The sequence below is a fragment of the Novosphingobium sp. fls2-241-R2A-195 genome (assembly GCF_030209485.1).
Taxonomy (GTDB): domain Bacteria; phylum Pseudomonadota; class Alphaproteobacteria; order Sphingomonadales; family Sphingomonadaceae; genus Novosphingobium; species Novosphingobium resinovorum.
Window position 1 is genome coordinate 132,332 of the sequence record NZ_JARVRY010000003.1, and the last position, 15,161, is coordinate 147,492.

The 15,161-nt window shown below is 65.7% G+C and carries 16 protein-coding genes; 8 read left to right on the forward strand and 8 right to left on the reverse strand.

Going from position 1 to position 15,161, the window contains the following annotated elements; translation table 11 throughout:
* Window positions 1-41: 41 nt before the first annotated feature.
* From QRN25_RS02665 to QRN25_RS02685, 5 genes are all read right to left on the reverse strand, one after another.
* Window positions 42-320, reverse strand: coding sequence for a hypothetical protein (locus QRN25_RS02665; protein ID WP_285017330.1), 279 nt, complete (start codon window positions 318-320; stop codon window positions 42-44).
* Window positions 321-475: 155 nt separating this feature from the next.
* Entirely contained in the window at window positions 476-985 is a 510-nt protein-coding gene (locus QRN25_RS02670; RefSeq protein WP_285017331.1) for a VOC family protein, read from the reverse strand.
* Between the two features lie 16 nt (window positions 986-1,001).
* The gene (locus QRN25_RS02675; protein ID WP_285017332.1) at window positions 1,002-1,781 is read right to left on the reverse strand and encodes an SDR family oxidoreductase; all 780 of its coding nucleotides are present in this window, start codon (window positions 1,779-1,781) and stop codon (window positions 1,002-1,004) included.
* 143 nt (window positions 1,782-1,924) lie between these two features.
* Window positions 1,925-2,746: an SDR family NAD(P)-dependent oxidoreductase gene (locus tag QRN25_RS02680; RefSeq protein WP_271183931.1), complete on the reverse strand. Its 822-nt coding sequence runs from the start codon at window positions 2,744-2,746 to the stop codon at window positions 1,925-1,927.
* Window positions 2,743-3,522, reverse strand: coding sequence for an SDR family NAD(P)-dependent oxidoreductase (locus tag QRN25_RS02685; protein ID WP_036526546.1), 780 nt, complete (start codon window positions 3,520-3,522; stop codon window positions 2,743-2,745). The genes QRN25_RS02680 and QRN25_RS02685 overlap by 4 nt, the downstream gene beginning before the upstream one ends.
* Before the next feature lie 145 nt (window positions 3,523-3,667).
* Between QRN25_RS02685 and QRN25_RS02690 the strand changes: the two genes are divergently transcribed.
* Entirely contained in the window at window positions 3,668-5,113 is a 1,446-nt protein-coding gene (locus tag QRN25_RS02690; RefSeq protein WP_285017333.1) for an aromatic ring-hydroxylating oxygenase subunit alpha, read from the forward strand.
* Window positions 5,110-5,886: a ThuA domain-containing protein gene (locus tag QRN25_RS02695; RefSeq protein ID WP_285017334.1), complete on the forward strand. Its 777-nt coding sequence runs from the start codon at window positions 5,110-5,112 to the stop codon at window positions 5,884-5,886. The genes QRN25_RS02690 and QRN25_RS02695 overlap by 4 nt, the downstream gene beginning before the upstream one ends.
* A gap of 36 nt (window positions 5,887-5,922) precedes the next feature.
* On the opposite strand, the gene QRN25_RS02700 is transcribed toward QRN25_RS02695, so the two are convergent.
* Window positions 5,923-6,369 (reverse strand): nuclear transport factor 2 family protein, encoded by a 447-nt coding sequence (locus QRN25_RS02700; RefSeq protein WP_350224230.1) that lies wholly within the window; start codon window positions 6,367-6,369, stop codon window positions 5,923-5,925.
* Window positions 6,370-6,421: 52 nt separating this feature from the next.
* Window positions 6,422-7,132, reverse strand: a complete 711-nt coding sequence (locus QRN25_RS02705; protein WP_285017336.1) for a TetR/AcrR family transcriptional regulator — start codon at window positions 7,130-7,132, stop codon at window positions 6,422-6,424.
* A 250-nt stretch (window positions 7,133-7,382) separates the two neighbouring features.
* Here QRN25_RS02705 and QRN25_RS02710 point away from each other — a divergent pair, with 250 nt between their 5' ends.
* Window positions 7,383-9,725 carry a TonB-dependent receptor gene (locus QRN25_RS02710; protein ID WP_285017337.1) on the forward strand — a complete coding sequence of 781 codons (2,343 nt, stop codon included), beginning with the start codon at window positions 7,383-7,385 and terminating at the stop codon, window positions 9,723-9,725.
* Between the two features lie 212 nt (window positions 9,726-9,937).
* On the opposite strand, the gene QRN25_RS02715 is transcribed toward QRN25_RS02710, so the two are convergent.
* Entirely contained in the window at window positions 9,938-11,425 is a 1,488-nt protein-coding gene (locus QRN25_RS02715) for a tetratricopeptide repeat protein (RefSeq protein ID WP_285017338.1), read from the reverse strand.
* 20 nt (window positions 11,426-11,445) lie between these two features.
* On the opposite strand from QRN25_RS02715, the gene QRN25_RS02720 reads away from it, so the two are divergent.
* From QRN25_RS02720 to QRN25_RS02740, 5 genes are read left to right on the forward strand one after another with little or no spacing between them, the layout of a single operon-like run.
* Window positions 11,446-11,763, forward strand: a complete 318-nt coding sequence (locus QRN25_RS02720; protein WP_285017339.1) for a putative quinol monooxygenase — start codon at window positions 11,446-11,448, stop codon at window positions 11,761-11,763.
* Window positions 11,760-12,539: an SDR family NAD(P)-dependent oxidoreductase gene (locus QRN25_RS02725; protein WP_285017340.1), complete on the forward strand. Its 780-nt coding sequence runs from the start codon at window positions 11,760-11,762 to the stop codon at window positions 12,537-12,539. The genes QRN25_RS02720 and QRN25_RS02725 overlap by 4 nt, the downstream gene beginning before the upstream one ends.
* Window positions 12,536-13,297 (forward strand): SDR family NAD(P)-dependent oxidoreductase, encoded by a 762-nt coding sequence (locus QRN25_RS02730; protein WP_285017341.1) that lies wholly within the window; start codon window positions 12,536-12,538, stop codon window positions 13,295-13,297. Before QRN25_RS02725 ends, QRN25_RS02730 begins: the two co-directional genes overlap by 4 nt.
* Window positions 13,298-13,320: 23 nt before the next feature.
* Entirely contained in the window at window positions 13,321-13,779 is a 459-nt protein-coding gene (locus tag QRN25_RS02735) for a cupin domain-containing protein (protein ID WP_285017342.1), read from the forward strand.
* Window positions 13,776-15,086, forward strand: coding sequence for a M24 family metallopeptidase (locus QRN25_RS02740; RefSeq protein ID WP_285017343.1), 1,311 nt, complete (start codon window positions 13,776-13,778; stop codon window positions 15,084-15,086). The genes QRN25_RS02735 and QRN25_RS02740 overlap by 4 nt, the downstream gene beginning before the upstream one ends.
* Window positions 15,087-15,161 lie beyond the last annotated feature (75 nt).

The following is a 15,161-nucleotide window of genomic DNA, read 5'->3' on the forward strand; positions in this document are numbered from 1 at the left end:
TCTTCCGTCATTGCTTCGCTTCGCTCGCAATGACGAAGGCGTCAGGCCGACTTGCGGGCGGCGCGCTCGCTGGGACGGAAACCGATCTCCGCGAGCAAGTCCATCAGACGCTGGCCGTCGGCCCGGACGCGATCGCGCCATTCCTTGTGGTCGAGGTGGCCCAGCACCGAGCGCTGGAACAACCCGGCTTCCCGCACGGCATCGCGGAGCAGGGCGGCGGGCACAACATCGGCGTCCACCGTGCCGCTCTCGACGGCACGGATCTCGACGACGCGCGCCACCTGCTGGGCACGACTGCGGTTGAGGGTGTTCATATCCACGTTTCAGGCTCCCGGGCGGGGGCGGCGTCGCGACCGATACCGCGCTGTCTCTCAATCCGGGAACACGGCCGGGCCGATTAAGTTTCGGTTCATCCGGCGAATTAGGGCTTCGCGTTGAAATTTTTTCCTTTGCGTTCAAATGTGAACGCGGAAAGTCAAGCGTGGATCGGCAGGATTTCCGGCGTTTCGTGGATCTCCAGAATCTCGAAGACATTGCCGAAGAAGTCGCGGCAATAGGTTCCGGCATAGCCGTGTTTCACGCCGCTCGCATCGACGGTGATGCCCTCCATCGCGGGCGGCGTGTGCACTGGCAGGCCCGCCGCGACGATCCGTTCGTGGACGGCAAGGACGTCCTCCACTTGCAGCGCCATATGGGTATAGCCGTATTCGTTGACGCCCCGGCGCGGGTCCTGCGGTGCCTGCTTCGGGGTGTCGTACTGGAAGACCTCGATCTGGAGATTGCCGAGGCGGCAGAAGAACTGGTTGGCGGCGCTGCCCTCGAGGCCCACCACTTCGTCGATGAAGGGGTTGTCGGACCAGCTCAGCGGCTCGACTTCCTCGACCGCGCCGAGGATCTCGAGGTAGAATTCACGTGCCTTGCCCAGATCGGGCACCGAGACGCCGATATGGTGGACGCCGATGACGCCGGGCAGTTTCTGGGCCATGCTCCGCTCCTCCTTTTCAGACCTGGCTGAACCCGCCGTCCATCACCAGTTCGTCGCAGGTCATGAAGCTGGAGGCGGTGGAGGCGAGGAACACCACGCCGCCCGCCATTTCCTCCGGCTTGCCGAGGCGGCCGATCGGGTGCGCGACGTTCATCGCCGCGATCGAGGCTTCGCGCGAAGGCGCAGCGCCAAGCTCGATGTAGCGGTCCATGATCGAGTTCAGCATCGGCGTGTCGATCCCGCCGGGGTGCACCGAGTTGACGCGGATGTTGTACTTGAGCGCGGCGAACTCTGCGCCCAGGCACTTCGAAAGCATCTTGATCGCCGCCTTGCTGACGCAATAGGCGGCATTGAACGCCGCGCCGCGCAGGCCGCCGACGCTCGAAAAGTTGATGACCGAGGCGCCCGAGGCCCGCGCCTTACCGCCTTCCTGAAGCAGACCCAGCATGACCTGCGTGCCGATGATCGCCGAGTCGACGTTGATGGCGTTGACCTTGTGAAACTCGGAGAGCGGTGTGTCCTCGAACTTCGTCACGATCGAGAAGCCTGCGTTGTTCACCAGTGCATCGAGGCGGCCGTATTTTTCGCGCACCAGCGCCTCCACCGCGCGCCAGTCGGCCTCGCTGGTGACGTCGTGCCTGAGGTAGTGGTCGGCGCCTTCGATGTCTGCGCTGTCCTTGAGGTCGGTGGCGATCACGGTGGCGCCGGCGGCCTTCATTGCCTTGACGATCTCGCGGCCGATGCCGCCGGCGGCGCCGGTGACGACGGCGATCACGTCGGGAAGGGCGATGGTCATGGTCTTGTCTCTCCCGTTTTGTTCAACCCAGTCATTCCCGCGAAGGCGGGAACCCATCTGATGACGATGCCTGTCGAGCCGTCATCAGATGGGTCCCCGCCTTCGCGGGGATGACGGACATGTTTTTACATGCGAGCTATCGTCTATTGCGCGGTCCAGCCGCCATCGATGACAAGCTCGCCGCCGGTCATGTACGAACTATCTGAAGATGCTAGGAAATAGACCGCGCTTGCCAGTTCCGCCGGGTCGGCCAGCCGTCCGATCGGGGTCTTGCTGGACATCAGATCGACCAGATCCTGCGCCTTGCTGGCGACGCCCTTGTCCACCCAGCGCTGAAAGCCTTCCTTGAGAAGCGGGGTCAGAACGAAGCCGGGATGCAGCGAATTGGCGCGGATCGGCATCTTCTTTTCGGCGAATTCCAGCGCGATGGACTTGGTGAACAGCCGCACCGCGCCCTTGCTGGCGTTGTAGCCCGAAACCTCGCTCATGCCGACCAGGCCCATGATCGAACTGACGTTGATGATCGAGGCACCGCCCCGGAAATCCGCCCCGCTCGCGGCCATCAGCGGCACGAACGTCCGCACGCCGAGGAACACGCCGTCGACGTTGATGCTCATGATCCGGCGCCAGCCTTCAAGCGAGGTCTCGGCCACCGGGCCGGTCAGGTCGATGCCCGCATTGTTGACCAGGATGTGCAGTTTTCCGTGCCTTTCGGTCACGGCGGCGAGCACTTTGGCCCAGTCGTCCTCGCTGGCGACATTGGCGCTGACATAGCTGGCGGCCTGCCCCAGACGGGCGAGCGTGGCGCTGGCATACTCGGTATCCGGCGCCTCGAGGTCGGTCAGGACCACTTCGGCGCCTTCGGCCAGGAATCGCTCGACGCAGGCGAGGCCGATGCCGCGAAGCCCGCCGGAAACCAGCGCTACGCGGCCCTTCAGCCGCTGCGAACCCAGTTCCTCGCTCATACGCCGTTCATTCCTGCGGTGGACGCGCCGTCCATGGTGAATTCGCTTCCCGAACAGAACCTTGCCTCATCGCTCGCAAGCCAAGCGACCATCCCGGCAACTTCCTCCACGGCGGCCATGCGGCCCATCGGAGACAGGCCCTCGTAGGCGGCGCGGGTGGCGACGGGGTCGCCCGATTTCTCGATCAGGTTGACGATCAGGGCGGTCTCGACGACGCCCGGCAGCACGGCGTTGACGCGGATGCCGTACTTCTGGTTGCCCGAATGCACCGCCGACGCCTTGACCAGCGCGATCACGGCGGCCTTCGACACCGAATAAGCCACGAAATTGCCCATCGCCCGGTGCGCGTTCATCGAGGAGTTGACGATGATCGAGCCGACCGGCCCCTCCGGATTCTTCGCCATGGCCCGCATCGCGTGCTGCACGGTGAGCATGACGCCGGTGAGGTTGACCCCCATGACGTTGTTCCAGCCCTCGATCGAGATGCTCTCGATGCTGCCGTCGCCGCTTTCGGTCCCGGCGTTGGCGAAGGCGATGTCGAGCCGCCCGTGCTTTTCGAGGATCTGCGCGATCAGGCCGTCCCACGCCGCCGCGTCGGTGACGTTGTGCTTCACGAACTCGGCCCCGGTCGCGGCGCACAGCGCATCCGCTGCCGCCTGGTTGGAGCCGGTGAAAATGACTTTAGCCCCGTCGGCGCACAGACGCTCGACAGTGCCGGCGCCGATGCCGGAGGTTCCTCCGGTGACCAGCGCCACCTTGCCTTCAAGCCGCTTCACGGCATTCTCCCGATTACTATCCCGGCCAACATGGCCCATCCGCGCCGGTCCACAACCTATGATTTTGAGCAAGGTGACTTGTGGTGCAGCGGGGTGCAGAAATGGCGACAAACAGGGAAATGCGTTCTTGGGAGATTGAACGACCATGGCCGATCGAGATCCGGAAATCGCCGGAAAGCTGGGTGAAGACCGCAGCGAAGGCATAAGCTGGGCGGAACTGATGGCGCAGGATTCGCGCACTCCGCCTGCGATTCTGACTGACGAGAGCTATACGTACCGCGGTTCGGAAGCGATTCCCGCCGAGCGTTACACCAGCGAGGCATTCGCCAAGCTCGAACGCGAGCGGATGTGGCCCTACGTGTGGCAGTTCGTCGCGCGCGAGGAAGACCTGCCCGATCCGGGCGACTTCATCGTCTATGAGAACGCGGGTCGTTCGTACCTCGTCAGCCGTCAGGACGACGGCTCGATCCGGGCGATGCACAACGTCTGCCTCCACCGTGGCCGCAAGCTGCGCACCGAGGAAGGCGCCGCCGACAAGTTCGTCTGCCCGTTCCACGGTTTCGCATGGAAGAAGGACGGCAGCTTCGATTCGATGCCCTGCCAGTGGGACTTCCCGCACCTTGCCGAAAAGGACCTCGACTTGCCTGCTGCCGAAGTCGGCCGCTGGTCTGGCTACGTTTTCATCCGTGAGGAATCGGGCGGCCCGAGCCTCGAGGAATTTCTCGCCCCGCTGCCCGAGCACTTCAAGCGCTGGCGGCATGAGGAATGTGCCAGCGTCATGCGCGTGGCCAAGGAAGTGCCGGCCAACTGGAAGGTGGTGATGGAGGCTTTCATGGAAGCCTGGCACACCATCGTCACGCACCCGCAGCTGCTGCCGTTCACCGGCGATTCCAACGCCGCCTACTGGACCTGGGGCGACAACGTGAACGTCAACCTCGTGCCCTTCGGCGTGATGAGCCCGCACATCGCGGAAGGGCAGGGCGAGCAGTGGATCGTCGACGAGTTCATCAAGTACAACGGTCGTTCGGGTGACAACTACGAGGGTGAGGCCCACACCAACCCGATGGCGATCAAGGTGCCCGAGGGCATGACCGCCCGCGCCGCGCTGGGCGCCGCCATGCGCGCGGCCTATACCGAGAGCACCGGCTACGACCATGCCGACGCCACCGACGCCGAACTGCTCGACGGGCTGGTCTACAACGTGTTCCCGAACTTCGCCCCGTGGGGCGGGTACATGCCGAACATCGTCTACAACTGGCTGCCCGGCAAGACGCCCGACACCTGCATCATGGAAGTGCGCATCCTCGCGCGCATTCCCAAGGGGCAGCCGATCCCGCGCGGCGCGCCGCTGAAGATGCTGCGGCTCGACCAGAAGTGGACCGAGGCGCCGGAACTCGGCATCCTGGGCGACGTGTTCGAGCAGGACATGGATAACCTGCCTTACGTGCAGGACGGCCTCCATGCCTCGAAGAACGGCAAGGTGAACCTCGGCAACTATCAGGAAATCCGCATCCGCCAGTTCCAGGACACCATGATGAAGTACATCAACGGTGATCTTGGGGGCGACCTCGGCGGGGCTCCGAAGGCATGAGTGAAGCTGAAGGCGCGCATCCGCCGCGCATCAACTGCGTCCTCATCTGCGGCGGTGTGTGGCATGACATGGACTTCGCGCGGCTGGAGCTTCTGAAGCTCCTCGCCGAAGACCCCAGCGTGCGCACTCGCGTGTTCGAGGATTACGAGAACCTCGACGCGCTGCGGCAGGCGGACATCCTCATCACCTATACCTGCGACGTCACGCCCTCGCTGGCGGCGCAGGAGGTGCTGCGCGACTGGCTGAAGGCGGGCGGGCGCTGGCATGCGCTGCACGGCACCAACTCGGTGCTGCGCCTGCTATCCGAAGGGCCGGACAAGGGCCTTTGGGACGCCCCGCGCTGGGCGCCGCTGTTCATGGACATGCTGGGTTCGCAGTTCATCTCGCACCCGCCGATCGCCCCTTACACGGTGACCGTGGCCGATCCCGGCCATCCGCTGGTGGAGGGGATCGAGCCGTTCGAGACAACCGACGAACTCTACCACATGGAGACGCACGGCCACCTCCACGTCCTGCTGGAAACCGATTGCACGGTGGAGGGCACCGGCTTCGTCGAGGCGGCCGATGCGCTGGGCAAGCAGCCGGTGATGTACCTCAAGGATCACGGCAAGGGCGCGGTGCTCTACAACACGCTGGGGCACTGCCGGGGGCACTACGATCTCCAGCCGATGCTCGACTGGTGGCCGACGGTGGACCGCTGCGCGTGGGACCTGCCGGTCTTCTACGAGCTGCTGCGTCGGGGCATCGCCTGGCTCAAGCAGGGCGGGAAGTGAGACGCTGCGCCGGGGTCTGCCCCGGCGCAGCCCCGCTCAATCGACCTTGAACGGAGGCGCTCCGGTTTCATCCGACCGCGTCGGCCACAGGATGGTGAGCGCGATCCGTGCGAACTTCCAGCGGCCGTCCTGCCGGACGTAATGGTCGTCGTAGCGACCAATCAGCAGCAGCGGGTTCGCCTCCCCGCCCGGCGTGACGATGGCCGAGCCCGCATGCTGGCGGGTGACGAGGTCCAGCAACAGGCAATGCCCGCGCGCGGTGTCAGGTCCAGTCAGCTCGATGGCGTGATTGGCGACGTAATGCAGCGTCTCCAGCGGCGCGCGCAGGTGCTTCCAGTGCTGGCGATAGAGGCCGAGCACCGCGTCGATGCCTTCGTAGGGCTCCGGAAACTCGCATAGGATGTCGTCGGCTAAATTGCGGCGCACCGCAGCCTCGTCCATCGTGTCGAAGGCGGCCGAGTAATCCACGCGAAGCTGGCGGATTTACTCGCGCGCGATCAGGTCTTCAAGAGTCATCATCTTCTCCCGCTTGTTATTATTCCTTGGTCGAGGCGCGCTTGAGGCGGGTGATCTTCTTCTGGATCGCTGCCAGCTTGCGCATGTAGGTCTCGCGAATGTCGCCGGTCAGCAGCAGCGCCGCGCTCTGCAGGAAGCAGGCGTGCAGTTCGGCGCGGCACTGGTCACCCGCGCACTGGCCCAGCGACCAGCGGCGGTAGACCACGAATTCGTGCATGACGTGGGTATCGACCAGCGAGGCGAGGTCGAGATCATCGCGGACGTGGCCTTTGGCGCGCTGCAGGTCCAGCCACCCCGAGAAGCGCGTTTGCGCCACCGAGGTCAGTTCCCGCACTTCCAGCTCGCGCGGTTCGGGCGCGAAGACGAAGTCGATCACCACCCGGGCGTAGAGACTGTCGCGCTCAAGCTCGCTGACCATCCAGTCGAGTTCGCGGAACACCACCTCCAGCGTGTAAGTCGCACCGCGCCGGGCGATGTGTTCGCGCACCTCGACCATGCGATCGACGACGGTGGCGCTGATGACGCCGTCCTTGTCGCCGAACAGGCGGTAGAGCGTGCGCTGTGCCACCCCGGCGTCCTCGGACAGCCGCCGGATGGTCAGCGCCGCGACTCCGCCTTCGCCGAGGATGCGGTGCGCGGTGTCGACGATGCGCGCACGCCGCTCGGTCATCGCCGGGCTGGTGTAGCGGCGGCGAATCACCGGCGGTTTTTTCGCGATCACGTCTTGCATCGCAGCAATGCCCCCCGGCGTGGTGGTTCTCTTTTCATTACCGCGAGAAACGTGAACTTCGCCGCTCTCCAAGACAATCCCCTCCGCTCCATCACCGCTGCACTGCGGTAAAACAAATCATACATGAATGTTTTTTATGTCTTCACAAAAATGATCATCTGTACTCATTTATGCCTGTCCGGCGAAAAGTCGGCACGTGATTCGAACTGCCCATGACCAGACGAAGGCAGTCGGTTCGGAGGGGAAGAACATGATCGGCAAACGACACCTGAATTGCGTCTTCACGACTTTCGCCACGGGGCTTCTGGCGAGCGTCAGCACCACTGCGATCGCACAGAGCACACCGGGAGGCGCTCCGGCTTCCGCGCCGCCACAGGCCGATCCGCCACCGCAGCAGGGCGGTCTGGAGGACATCGTCGTCACCGCGCGGCGCATCTCGGAATCGCTGCAGGACACGCCGGTGGCGGTTTCCGCGTTCACCGAGACGGCGATCCAGAACAAGTTCGCCACCGACATCCGCGCGCTTGCGGGCGACGTGCCCAACGTGGTCATCACCAACGTGCCGGGCTTCAACGCCGCCTCGATCGGTATTCGCGGCCAGTCCACCGGCGACATCATCCTGACCTTCGAGCCCGCCGTGGGCGTTGTGGTGGACGACTTCGTCCTCGCCCACGTCCAGACCCAGCTGTTCGACCTGTTCGACGTGGAGCGCATCGAGGTCCTGCGCGGACCGCAGGGCACCTTGTTCGGCAAGAACACCGTGGGCGGCGTCGTCAACGTCATCACCAAGAAGCCGGAGCCCGGCTTCAGCGGCGAAGTGCGGCTCGGCTATTCCAGCTTCAACACCAAGGACGTCAAGGCCGCGATCAATATCCCGCTGGCCGACAACCTCTATTTCCGCGCGGCTGGATCGTTCCAGGAGAGCGACGGCTACTACCGCCTGACCAAGAACAACGACGTCGACGGCTTCGAGGGCGTACCCGGACGCGGCCAGCGCTGGGGCGGATCGCGCTACTTCAGCGCCCGCGCCAAGCTCCTGTGGGAGCCGACCGACGACACCAACATCCTGCTCACCTACGAACTGCTGCGCGATCGCGGCGACAGTCCGCCCTCGGTCAACGAGACGCCTCCGGGTTTCCTGATCGACGTGGTCGGGTTTCCCGGCATCCAGACCACCGGGCAGAGCCCCTACAAGACCGGCACCACGCTGTGCGAAGGTTCGGCCACCGCGCCGACTTGCGTGGGCACGCTCGATGGTCACCGCGTCGATGTGGACGGCGTCTATTTGCGCGGCGAGCATTCGGTCGATGACGTCGGCACGATCACCGTCGTCGGCGGCTGGCGGCGGGTGCAGTCCAAGCTGCCTTCCGACTATACGGGCGAGAACGCCTATCTGTTCGTCTCCACGCGTGAGGACGTGCGCAAGCAGTACAGCCTCGAGGCAAGGTTCAGCTCCGACTTCTCGGACGTCCTGAAGTTCACCGTGGGCGGCATGTACTGGGGGCAGAAGCTGGACGCCAATGCTACCAGCTTCCTCGGTTTCCTGCGCTTCCTGGGCGACCCCACTGCGCTGACCGACCCGAACCAGTCCACCGCGAACTACAAGGTCGACAGCTACGCGGTGTTCGGTGAGGCGGAGTACAAGGTCGCCGACCCGTTCTCGGTCTTCGTCGGTGCACGCTACACCAAGGAAAGCAAAGACTTCGCGGTGCGTCCGCAAGTGCGCCGCTCGACCATCGCGACGGGGTTCTGGCCCGAGTACAGCGACAGCGCGAAGTTCTCGAAGCCGACGATGCGCGCCGGGTACCGCTGGGAGATCGCGCCGGGGATCAACAACTACTTCACCTACAGCCAGGGCTACAAGTCTGGCGGCTACAACGAGCAGGCGATGTCCGCTACGTCGGCGCTGCCGTTCCGCGAGGAGACCGCCGACAGCTTCGAACTGGGCTTCAAGACCGAGACGGCCGATCGCAAGCTGCGCGTCAACATCGCGGCGTTCTATGTGAAGTACAACGATCTGCAGCGCGACGCGGTGGTCCCCTTCATCGATCCGATCACAGGCCTGCCGGGGCAGGAGACGCGGACGACCAATGCGGGCAAGGCCCACGTAAAGGGCATCGAACTCGAAATCTCCGCCGCGCCGGTGGTGGGCCTGACGATGGGCGCCTCGGTCGGCTGGCAGAAGGCGGAGTACGACGAGTTCAGCACCGACGTGAACGGTGACGGTATCAACGACGATGCTTCCTACCTCAAGCTGCGCAATGCGCCCAAGTGGACGGCCAGCGGGAACGTGCATTACGAGTTCCCGCCGACCGACTGGGGCGTCGTCTCGCTCAACGCAGACGTCAACTATCAGGCACAGTACGAATCCACGACGCTCAACGCCGATTATTCGCAAGGTCAGGCGCGCACGCTGGTGGGGGCAAGCATCGGCTGGACCGATCCCGACGAGCGCTTCCGCGTCGCGGTGTTCGGTCGCAACCTGCTGGACAAAGTCTACCGCGTCTCGGCCAACTCGGTCGCGGGGCTGTTCAACTTCACCAACTACGCCCCGCCGAGGAGCTTCGGCGTCGAAGGCTCGGTGAAGTTCTGACGATGGTGGCGGCGCTCTCCTCACGGGCAGGTGCGGGCCTGCGCCGAGCCGGCCTTCCCCTGCGGTTTCGTGCGCCGCAGGGGGAGGTTAGCCTTCTTTCGCTTCGTGATGACGCCCCCCCATGCCGTCATTGCGAGCGGAGCGAAGCAATCCAGGGCGGTTTGCGAGGCGCTGGATCGCTTCGCTGTGCTCGCAGTAACGAAGGTGGAGTTTCAGGGCAGCCTGTGCGCGCGGCCGATGCCCTTGGGGACGAGGTCGAAAGCGAAGCTGATGCGTTCCTTGTCGCCGCCGAAGGGCAGGGTGGCATGCCAGAGATACGAGGGGAACAGGATCATCCGGCCCGCGCGCGGCGGGTAGGTGACGGGCGTGCCGCCGCCGCCCAGTTCCTCTGGCAGCAGGCCGATGGCGAAAGCGCCGTCCTCACCCTCGAACTCGGGATAATAGACGCCCGAGAGCCAGTTGGGGGCATGGATATGCGGGCCGACCTCGCCGCCGGGGCGCAGGATCGTGCCCCACAGGGTCAGGCTCCACTCCTCGGGCAACGCGTGGAGCAGGGGGTGGTCGGCGGGTTCCTCGGCAAGGCGTGCATGGGCACTGGCAAGATGATCGCGGGCGATCCGTGCAAGGGCGCCGATCGCCGGGCTCCGCGCATCGGCAAGATCGGCGCTCTGGCGGCCCTGCCGGGTGACGAGGCCCTCCGGCTCGAACGTCAGCGAGGGGTGAGCACGCAGTTCCTCCACCAGCGCGGCGTTGAACGTCGCGAGGTCTTCGAAGCCCGGCGCGGCGTCGATGTCATGCACGGTGACGAAGCGGTCGAGCGCCATGATCCGTTCGCGATCGCCGGTCCAGCCGAGCTTCTCGAAGGCGGCGAGGGCCAGCGCCACCGGCGTGGTGACGCTCGGCTGCGTGGCGACGAGTTTACCGCAGACGCCCAGCGCATCGCGCTCCTGCCCGGCGCGGATCATCGCCCGCACCAGATTGATGCCGAGCGCATGGTTGGGTTGCGCCGGATCGAAGGCGCGGCGCAGCACATTCACTGCACCTGTGTAATCGCCAGCCCGCTCGCGCATGAGGCCAAGCTGGTTTGCCGCGCGTGGGTTGCCGGGCTGTACGCGCAGGATTTGCCCGACGAGGCTTTCCGCCTCGTCCCGCTCTCCACAGGCGGCAAGCGCATCGACAAGGTTCAGCGCCGTGTCGAGGTGCCCGGGCCGCAGTTCCAGCGAGCGCCGGTAACGCGTAACCGCTTCGCCATGTCGTCCCAGCCGGGCCAGTGCGACGCCGGTATTGTTGAGCGCATCGGCGCTGTCTCCGGCCTGCGTCAGCACCTCCAGCGCCTCTTCATACCGCTCCGCCGCGATCAGGCAGGAGCCGAGGTTGGCCAGCGTCGCGGCATGTCCGGGGCGCAGTTCCAGCGCGGCGGCGAAGGCCTGCAGCGCCTCTTCGTAAGCGCCCGCGTTCTTGAGCGCGACGCCCAGGTTCTGCTGGCGTCCGGCATCACGCGGATCGGCGGCACAGGCATCGCCGAAGGCGCGCACGGCATCTTCCATGCGCCCGGTGCGCTGGGCGACGATCCCGGCCAGTGTCAGCGCGTCGGCATCTCCCGGCTTCGCGGAGAGCAGACGGTCTACCAACGGCCGGGCTGCCACGGGGTCCGGCCCCTGCGCGACGCGCGCCGCTTCGGCCAGCATTTCCCCCCACATGACGAAAGGTCCTCTCCGATATGATTGGTGTCATCATGCATGTCCGCACGAAGCCGGACAAGACGCAGCGCTTCATCGAACTGACCACGCAGCTGCAGAAGGACGTGCGCGCCAACGAGGCCGATACGCTGCTGTTCCAGGTCATGCAATCGCGCGAGGACCCGAACGCCTTTGCCTTCACCGAGATCTTCACCGACATCGCCGCCAAGGAAGCGCATGCGAACCGCCCCTACCACGTCGCCATGTCGGCGGAGGGCTACGCCTGCCTCGACGGCGACCCCGACATCCGCGTCTTCGACCTTCTGGGTGAAGCCGCCAAGGCAGGAGTTCACGCATGACCGGTTCGCTTGAAGGACGCATCGCCCTCGTCACCGGATGCACCGGCGGCATCGGCAGTGAGATATCGCGCCAGCTGGCCGAGGCAGGTGCGACCGTCATCGGCGCCGACCTCCCCGCGGAGGCAGGGGGCTGGCAGGGCGATTCCTATCTCTCGCTCGACGTGACCGACGAGGTGTCCTGGCAGTCGGCGATCGGCGCGGTGGAGGCGCAGTACGGGCGCCTCGACGTGCTGGTCCACGTCGCGGGGATCGTGGTGGTGGAGAAGATGGAGAACACCACCATCGAGCAGTGGCGCAAGCAGATGGCGGTCAACGTCGACGGCCCGTTCCTCGGCACCAAGGTGGCGGCGCAGTTGCTCAAGCGCTCGGGCGAGAGCCTGCCGCATGGGGCATCGGTGGTGGTGATCTCCTCGGTCGCGGGCAAGATCGGTTCGCCACTGCATGTCGGGTACTGCACCTCCAAGGGCGCGGTGACGCTGTTCGTGAAGGCCTGCGCGATGGAGTTCTCCGCGCTGGGCTACAAGGTGCGGGTCAACTCGGTGCACCCCAGCGGCGTCAAGACCGGCATGGTCGATCACATCCTCCAGCGCATCGTCGACAACGGTTTCGCCGCCAGCGTCGAGGAAGCCGCGGCCGGGCTCGCCCCCGCGCATCCGATCGGGCGCATGGCCGATCCCATCGACGTCGCGAAGACCGTGCGCTTCCTCGCCTCCGATGAGGCCGGGTACATGCACGGCTCTGAACTGATCGTCGATGGCGGGTTCACCGCGCAATGAGTGGGCTCAGCGGAAAAGTCGCCGTCGTGACGGGCGGCACCAGCGGCATCGGCGCCGCCGTATCCAAGCTGCTGACCGAGGCGGGCGCAAAGGTCGCGGTGTTGTCCGAGGTGCCGCAGGCCGATCTCGACAAGGCCGTGGCCGAGGGCACGCTGGCGCACGCGACGCAGGTGGACATCGCCGATGCCGCTGCCGTCGCGGCGGCGGTGCAGGGCATCGAGGCGGCGCTCGGCCCGGTCACGCTGCTGGTCAACAACGCGGCGATCTGGGCGCCCAACCCGGTGCCGGAAAGCCCGCTTTCACTGTTCGACCGGCATATCGACGTCAATCTCAAGGGCAGCTTCTACGTCACCCAGGCGGTGCTGCCTGCGATGATCGAGGCGGGCGGCGGGGCCATCGTGTTCATCGGCTCGGTCAGCGGTACGGCGGGCCGCGCGGGCGACAGCGCTTACAGTGCTTCCAAAGCCGGGGTCGCCATGCTGGCGCGCACGCTGGCGGCGGAGCTTGGCCCCAAACGCATCCGCATCAACTGCGTCTGCCCCGGCGCGGTGGCGACGCCGCTGACCGCGAGCTTGCGTACGCCGGAGGGCGAGCAGGCCATCGCCGCGCTGATGGACGGTCATCCCAGCCCGCGCCGCCAGTTCTTCATGGACCCCGAGCAGATCGCCCAGCTCGTCTGCTTCCTGCTCGATGACAAGTCGAGCGCGCTGCACGGCGCGGTCATCCCCGCCGACGAAGGCCTTACCGCAACGATGTAATTCCCAACGAGAGGACAAGAACCATGACCGTTCAGCACGATGCCGGAAAACTCGGCGACCTCATCGTCAACATCAACGACTGCCACGAAGTATCGCTCGGCACCGGCACCACGATCCGGCTGCTGCGCTACAGCGAGGAGACCGGCGACTGGGTCCTGTGGGTCCACATGGAGCCCGGCGCAACTTTCGCCCCGCACTGGCATCTGGGACACGGGCAGTATTTCGTCACCAAGGGCGAACTGATCTACGACGTCGGCTCGGCGCCTGCGGGGACTTACGGCTACGAACCGATCGGCTCGCGCCACAACGAGGCGCGCTGCGACGAAGTGACCGAATATCTCTTCATGGGCCACGGCGCCGTCGCCTTCCTCGACGATGCGGGCGAGATCCGCTTCATCCTCAACCACGAATTCCTGCGCGACGTGGCCAAGGGCGAGGTCATCTCCAACGTCGCCAACGAGGGGCTGGAGGAAGCGGCATGACCCCAAGATCGACCAACGCATCCAATCCCCGCGCCGACCGGCTGCGCGCGATGATGGCGGCGGAGGGGCTGGAGGCGGTCGTGCTCAGCCATCCGCACGACGTGCGCTATGCGGTCGGCTATCACTCGATCCTGGAACGCTGGCAGCAGATGGAGCCGATGGCCGCCGCCATCGTCTATGCCGACCCGGCGAAACCGCTGACGCTGGTGATCCCGGAGGCGAACCTCGGCCTCGTCGCGGTGCTCAACAAGGACGGCGACGCCTGCACTTTCGGCGAGGTGCGGACGTTCGACATGCTCAACTTCTGCGAGGTCAGCCGCTACATCGATCCCGATCGCAACGGCGGCCAGCTGGCCGAGGACGCCGCCGGGATGATGGGCGCGATCAGGGGCAGTTGCCAGCCCGACATCGCCGCCGCCATTGCTTCGGGCCTTGTCGATCACGGCATGGCGGGCAAGGCGATCGGCTTCGACGAGCACCGCGTCTCCGCGCGCATTTCGGCCGCCGTTCCGCACGCATACTCCGACGTGCTCGACTTCATGATGCGGGTGCGTGTGGTGAAGACCCCCGGCGAACTGGCGCGCTACCGCAAGCTGGGCAAGCTGGCGGACCGCATCATCGCCCACGCCGGATCGCTGCTCCACGAAGGCGCCGACTGGAACGACGTGCAGGCACGCATCTGCGACTTCATGGTCCGCAACGAAGTAATCCCCGTCGACGAAGGCGCGATGCTGTTCGGCGGCGCTTACGAGGCGGACGAGTTCATTCCCGACCTGTTCCGCACGCGCGGCAACCGGGCCTTGCGGCGCGGCGACATCGTGATCCTGGAGACGCAGGGCATCCACGACGGCTTCTGGGTGGACATCAACCGCACCGCCGTCGTCGGCAGAGCCAGCGCCGAGTACCGCCACCAGCACGACGTCCTGCGCGACGCCTTCCTCAAGATGGTGGATCAGCTGCGCCCCGGCGTCTCCACCGCCAGTTTGCCCGCAATCGGCTACGAGCATTTGAAGGCCAACGGCATCGCCACGCCCGAAAAGCTGCTGGTCGTGGCGCACGGCATCGGCCTGATGCCGCTGGAAATCCCGCTGCCCTTCCCGGCGGCGGGGCTGGCCGGGGTCAAGCAGGGCTTCGTGATGGAGGAGGGGATGCTGATCTCGCTCGACAGCCTCTACTTCGGCGCGAAGCTGGGGCCGTGCCACATGGAGAACGTCTACGCGATCACCGCGGGCGCTCCCGAACCGATGTACGCGGCCCCGCTCGAACTGTTCGAGGCGGTGACGCCCGAGCCTGCGAACGCAGCATGAGGTGCGACGGGCCAGGCCGGACGGCCCCGGGCTGGATTGCCGCGCGACTGCGTCGCTCGCAATGACGAGTGCAGG

Bases quoted from the DNA above. Each gene is read 5' to 3' on its own strand.
- QRN25_RS02670 (WP_285017331.1), bottom strand. From the start codon at position 985: ATGGCCCAGAAACTGCCCGGCGTCATCGGCGTCCACCATATCGGCGTC.
- QRN25_RS02675 (WP_285017332.1), bottom strand. From the start codon at position 1,781: ATGACCATCGCCCTTCCCGACGTGATCGCCGTCGTCACCGGCGCCGCC.
- QRN25_RS02680 (WP_271183931.1), bottom strand. From the start codon at position 2,746: ATGAGCGAGGAACTGGGTTCGCAGCGGCTGAAGGGCCGCGTAGCGCTG.
- QRN25_RS02690 (WP_285017333.1), top strand. From the start codon at position 3,668: ATGGCCGATCGAGATCCGGAAATCGCCGGAAAGCTGGGTGAAGACCGC.
- QRN25_RS02695 (WP_285017334.1), top strand. From the start codon at position 5,110: ATGAGTGAAGCTGAAGGCGCGCATCCGCCGCGCATCAACTGCGTCCTC.
- QRN25_RS02705 (WP_285017336.1), bottom strand. From the start codon at position 7,132: ATGCAAGACGTGATCGCGAAAAAACCGCCGGTGATTCGCCGCCGCTAC.
- QRN25_RS02710 (WP_285017337.1), top strand. From the start codon at position 7,383: ATGATCGGCAAACGACACCTGAATTGCGTCTTCACGACTTTCGCCACG.
- QRN25_RS02715 (WP_285017338.1), bottom strand. From the start codon at position 11,425: ATGTGGGGGGAAATGCTGGCCGAAGCGGCGCGCGTCGCGCAGGGGCCG.
- QRN25_RS02720 (WP_285017339.1), top strand. From the start codon at position 11,446: ATGATTGGTGTCATCATGCATGTCCGCACGAAGCCGGACAAGACGCAG.
- QRN25_RS02725 (WP_285017340.1), top strand. From the start codon at position 11,760: ATGACCGGTTCGCTTGAAGGACGCATCGCCCTCGTCACCGGATGCACC.
- QRN25_RS02730 (WP_285017341.1), top strand. From the start codon at position 12,536: ATGAGTGGGCTCAGCGGAAAAGTCGCCGTCGTGACGGGCGGCACCAGC.
- QRN25_RS02735 (WP_285017342.1), top strand. From the start codon at position 13,321: ATGACCGTTCAGCACGATGCCGGAAAACTCGGCGACCTCATCGTCAAC.
- QRN25_RS02740 (WP_285017343.1), top strand. From the start codon at position 13,776: ATGACCCCAAGATCGACCAACGCATCCAATCCCCGCGCCGACCGGCTG.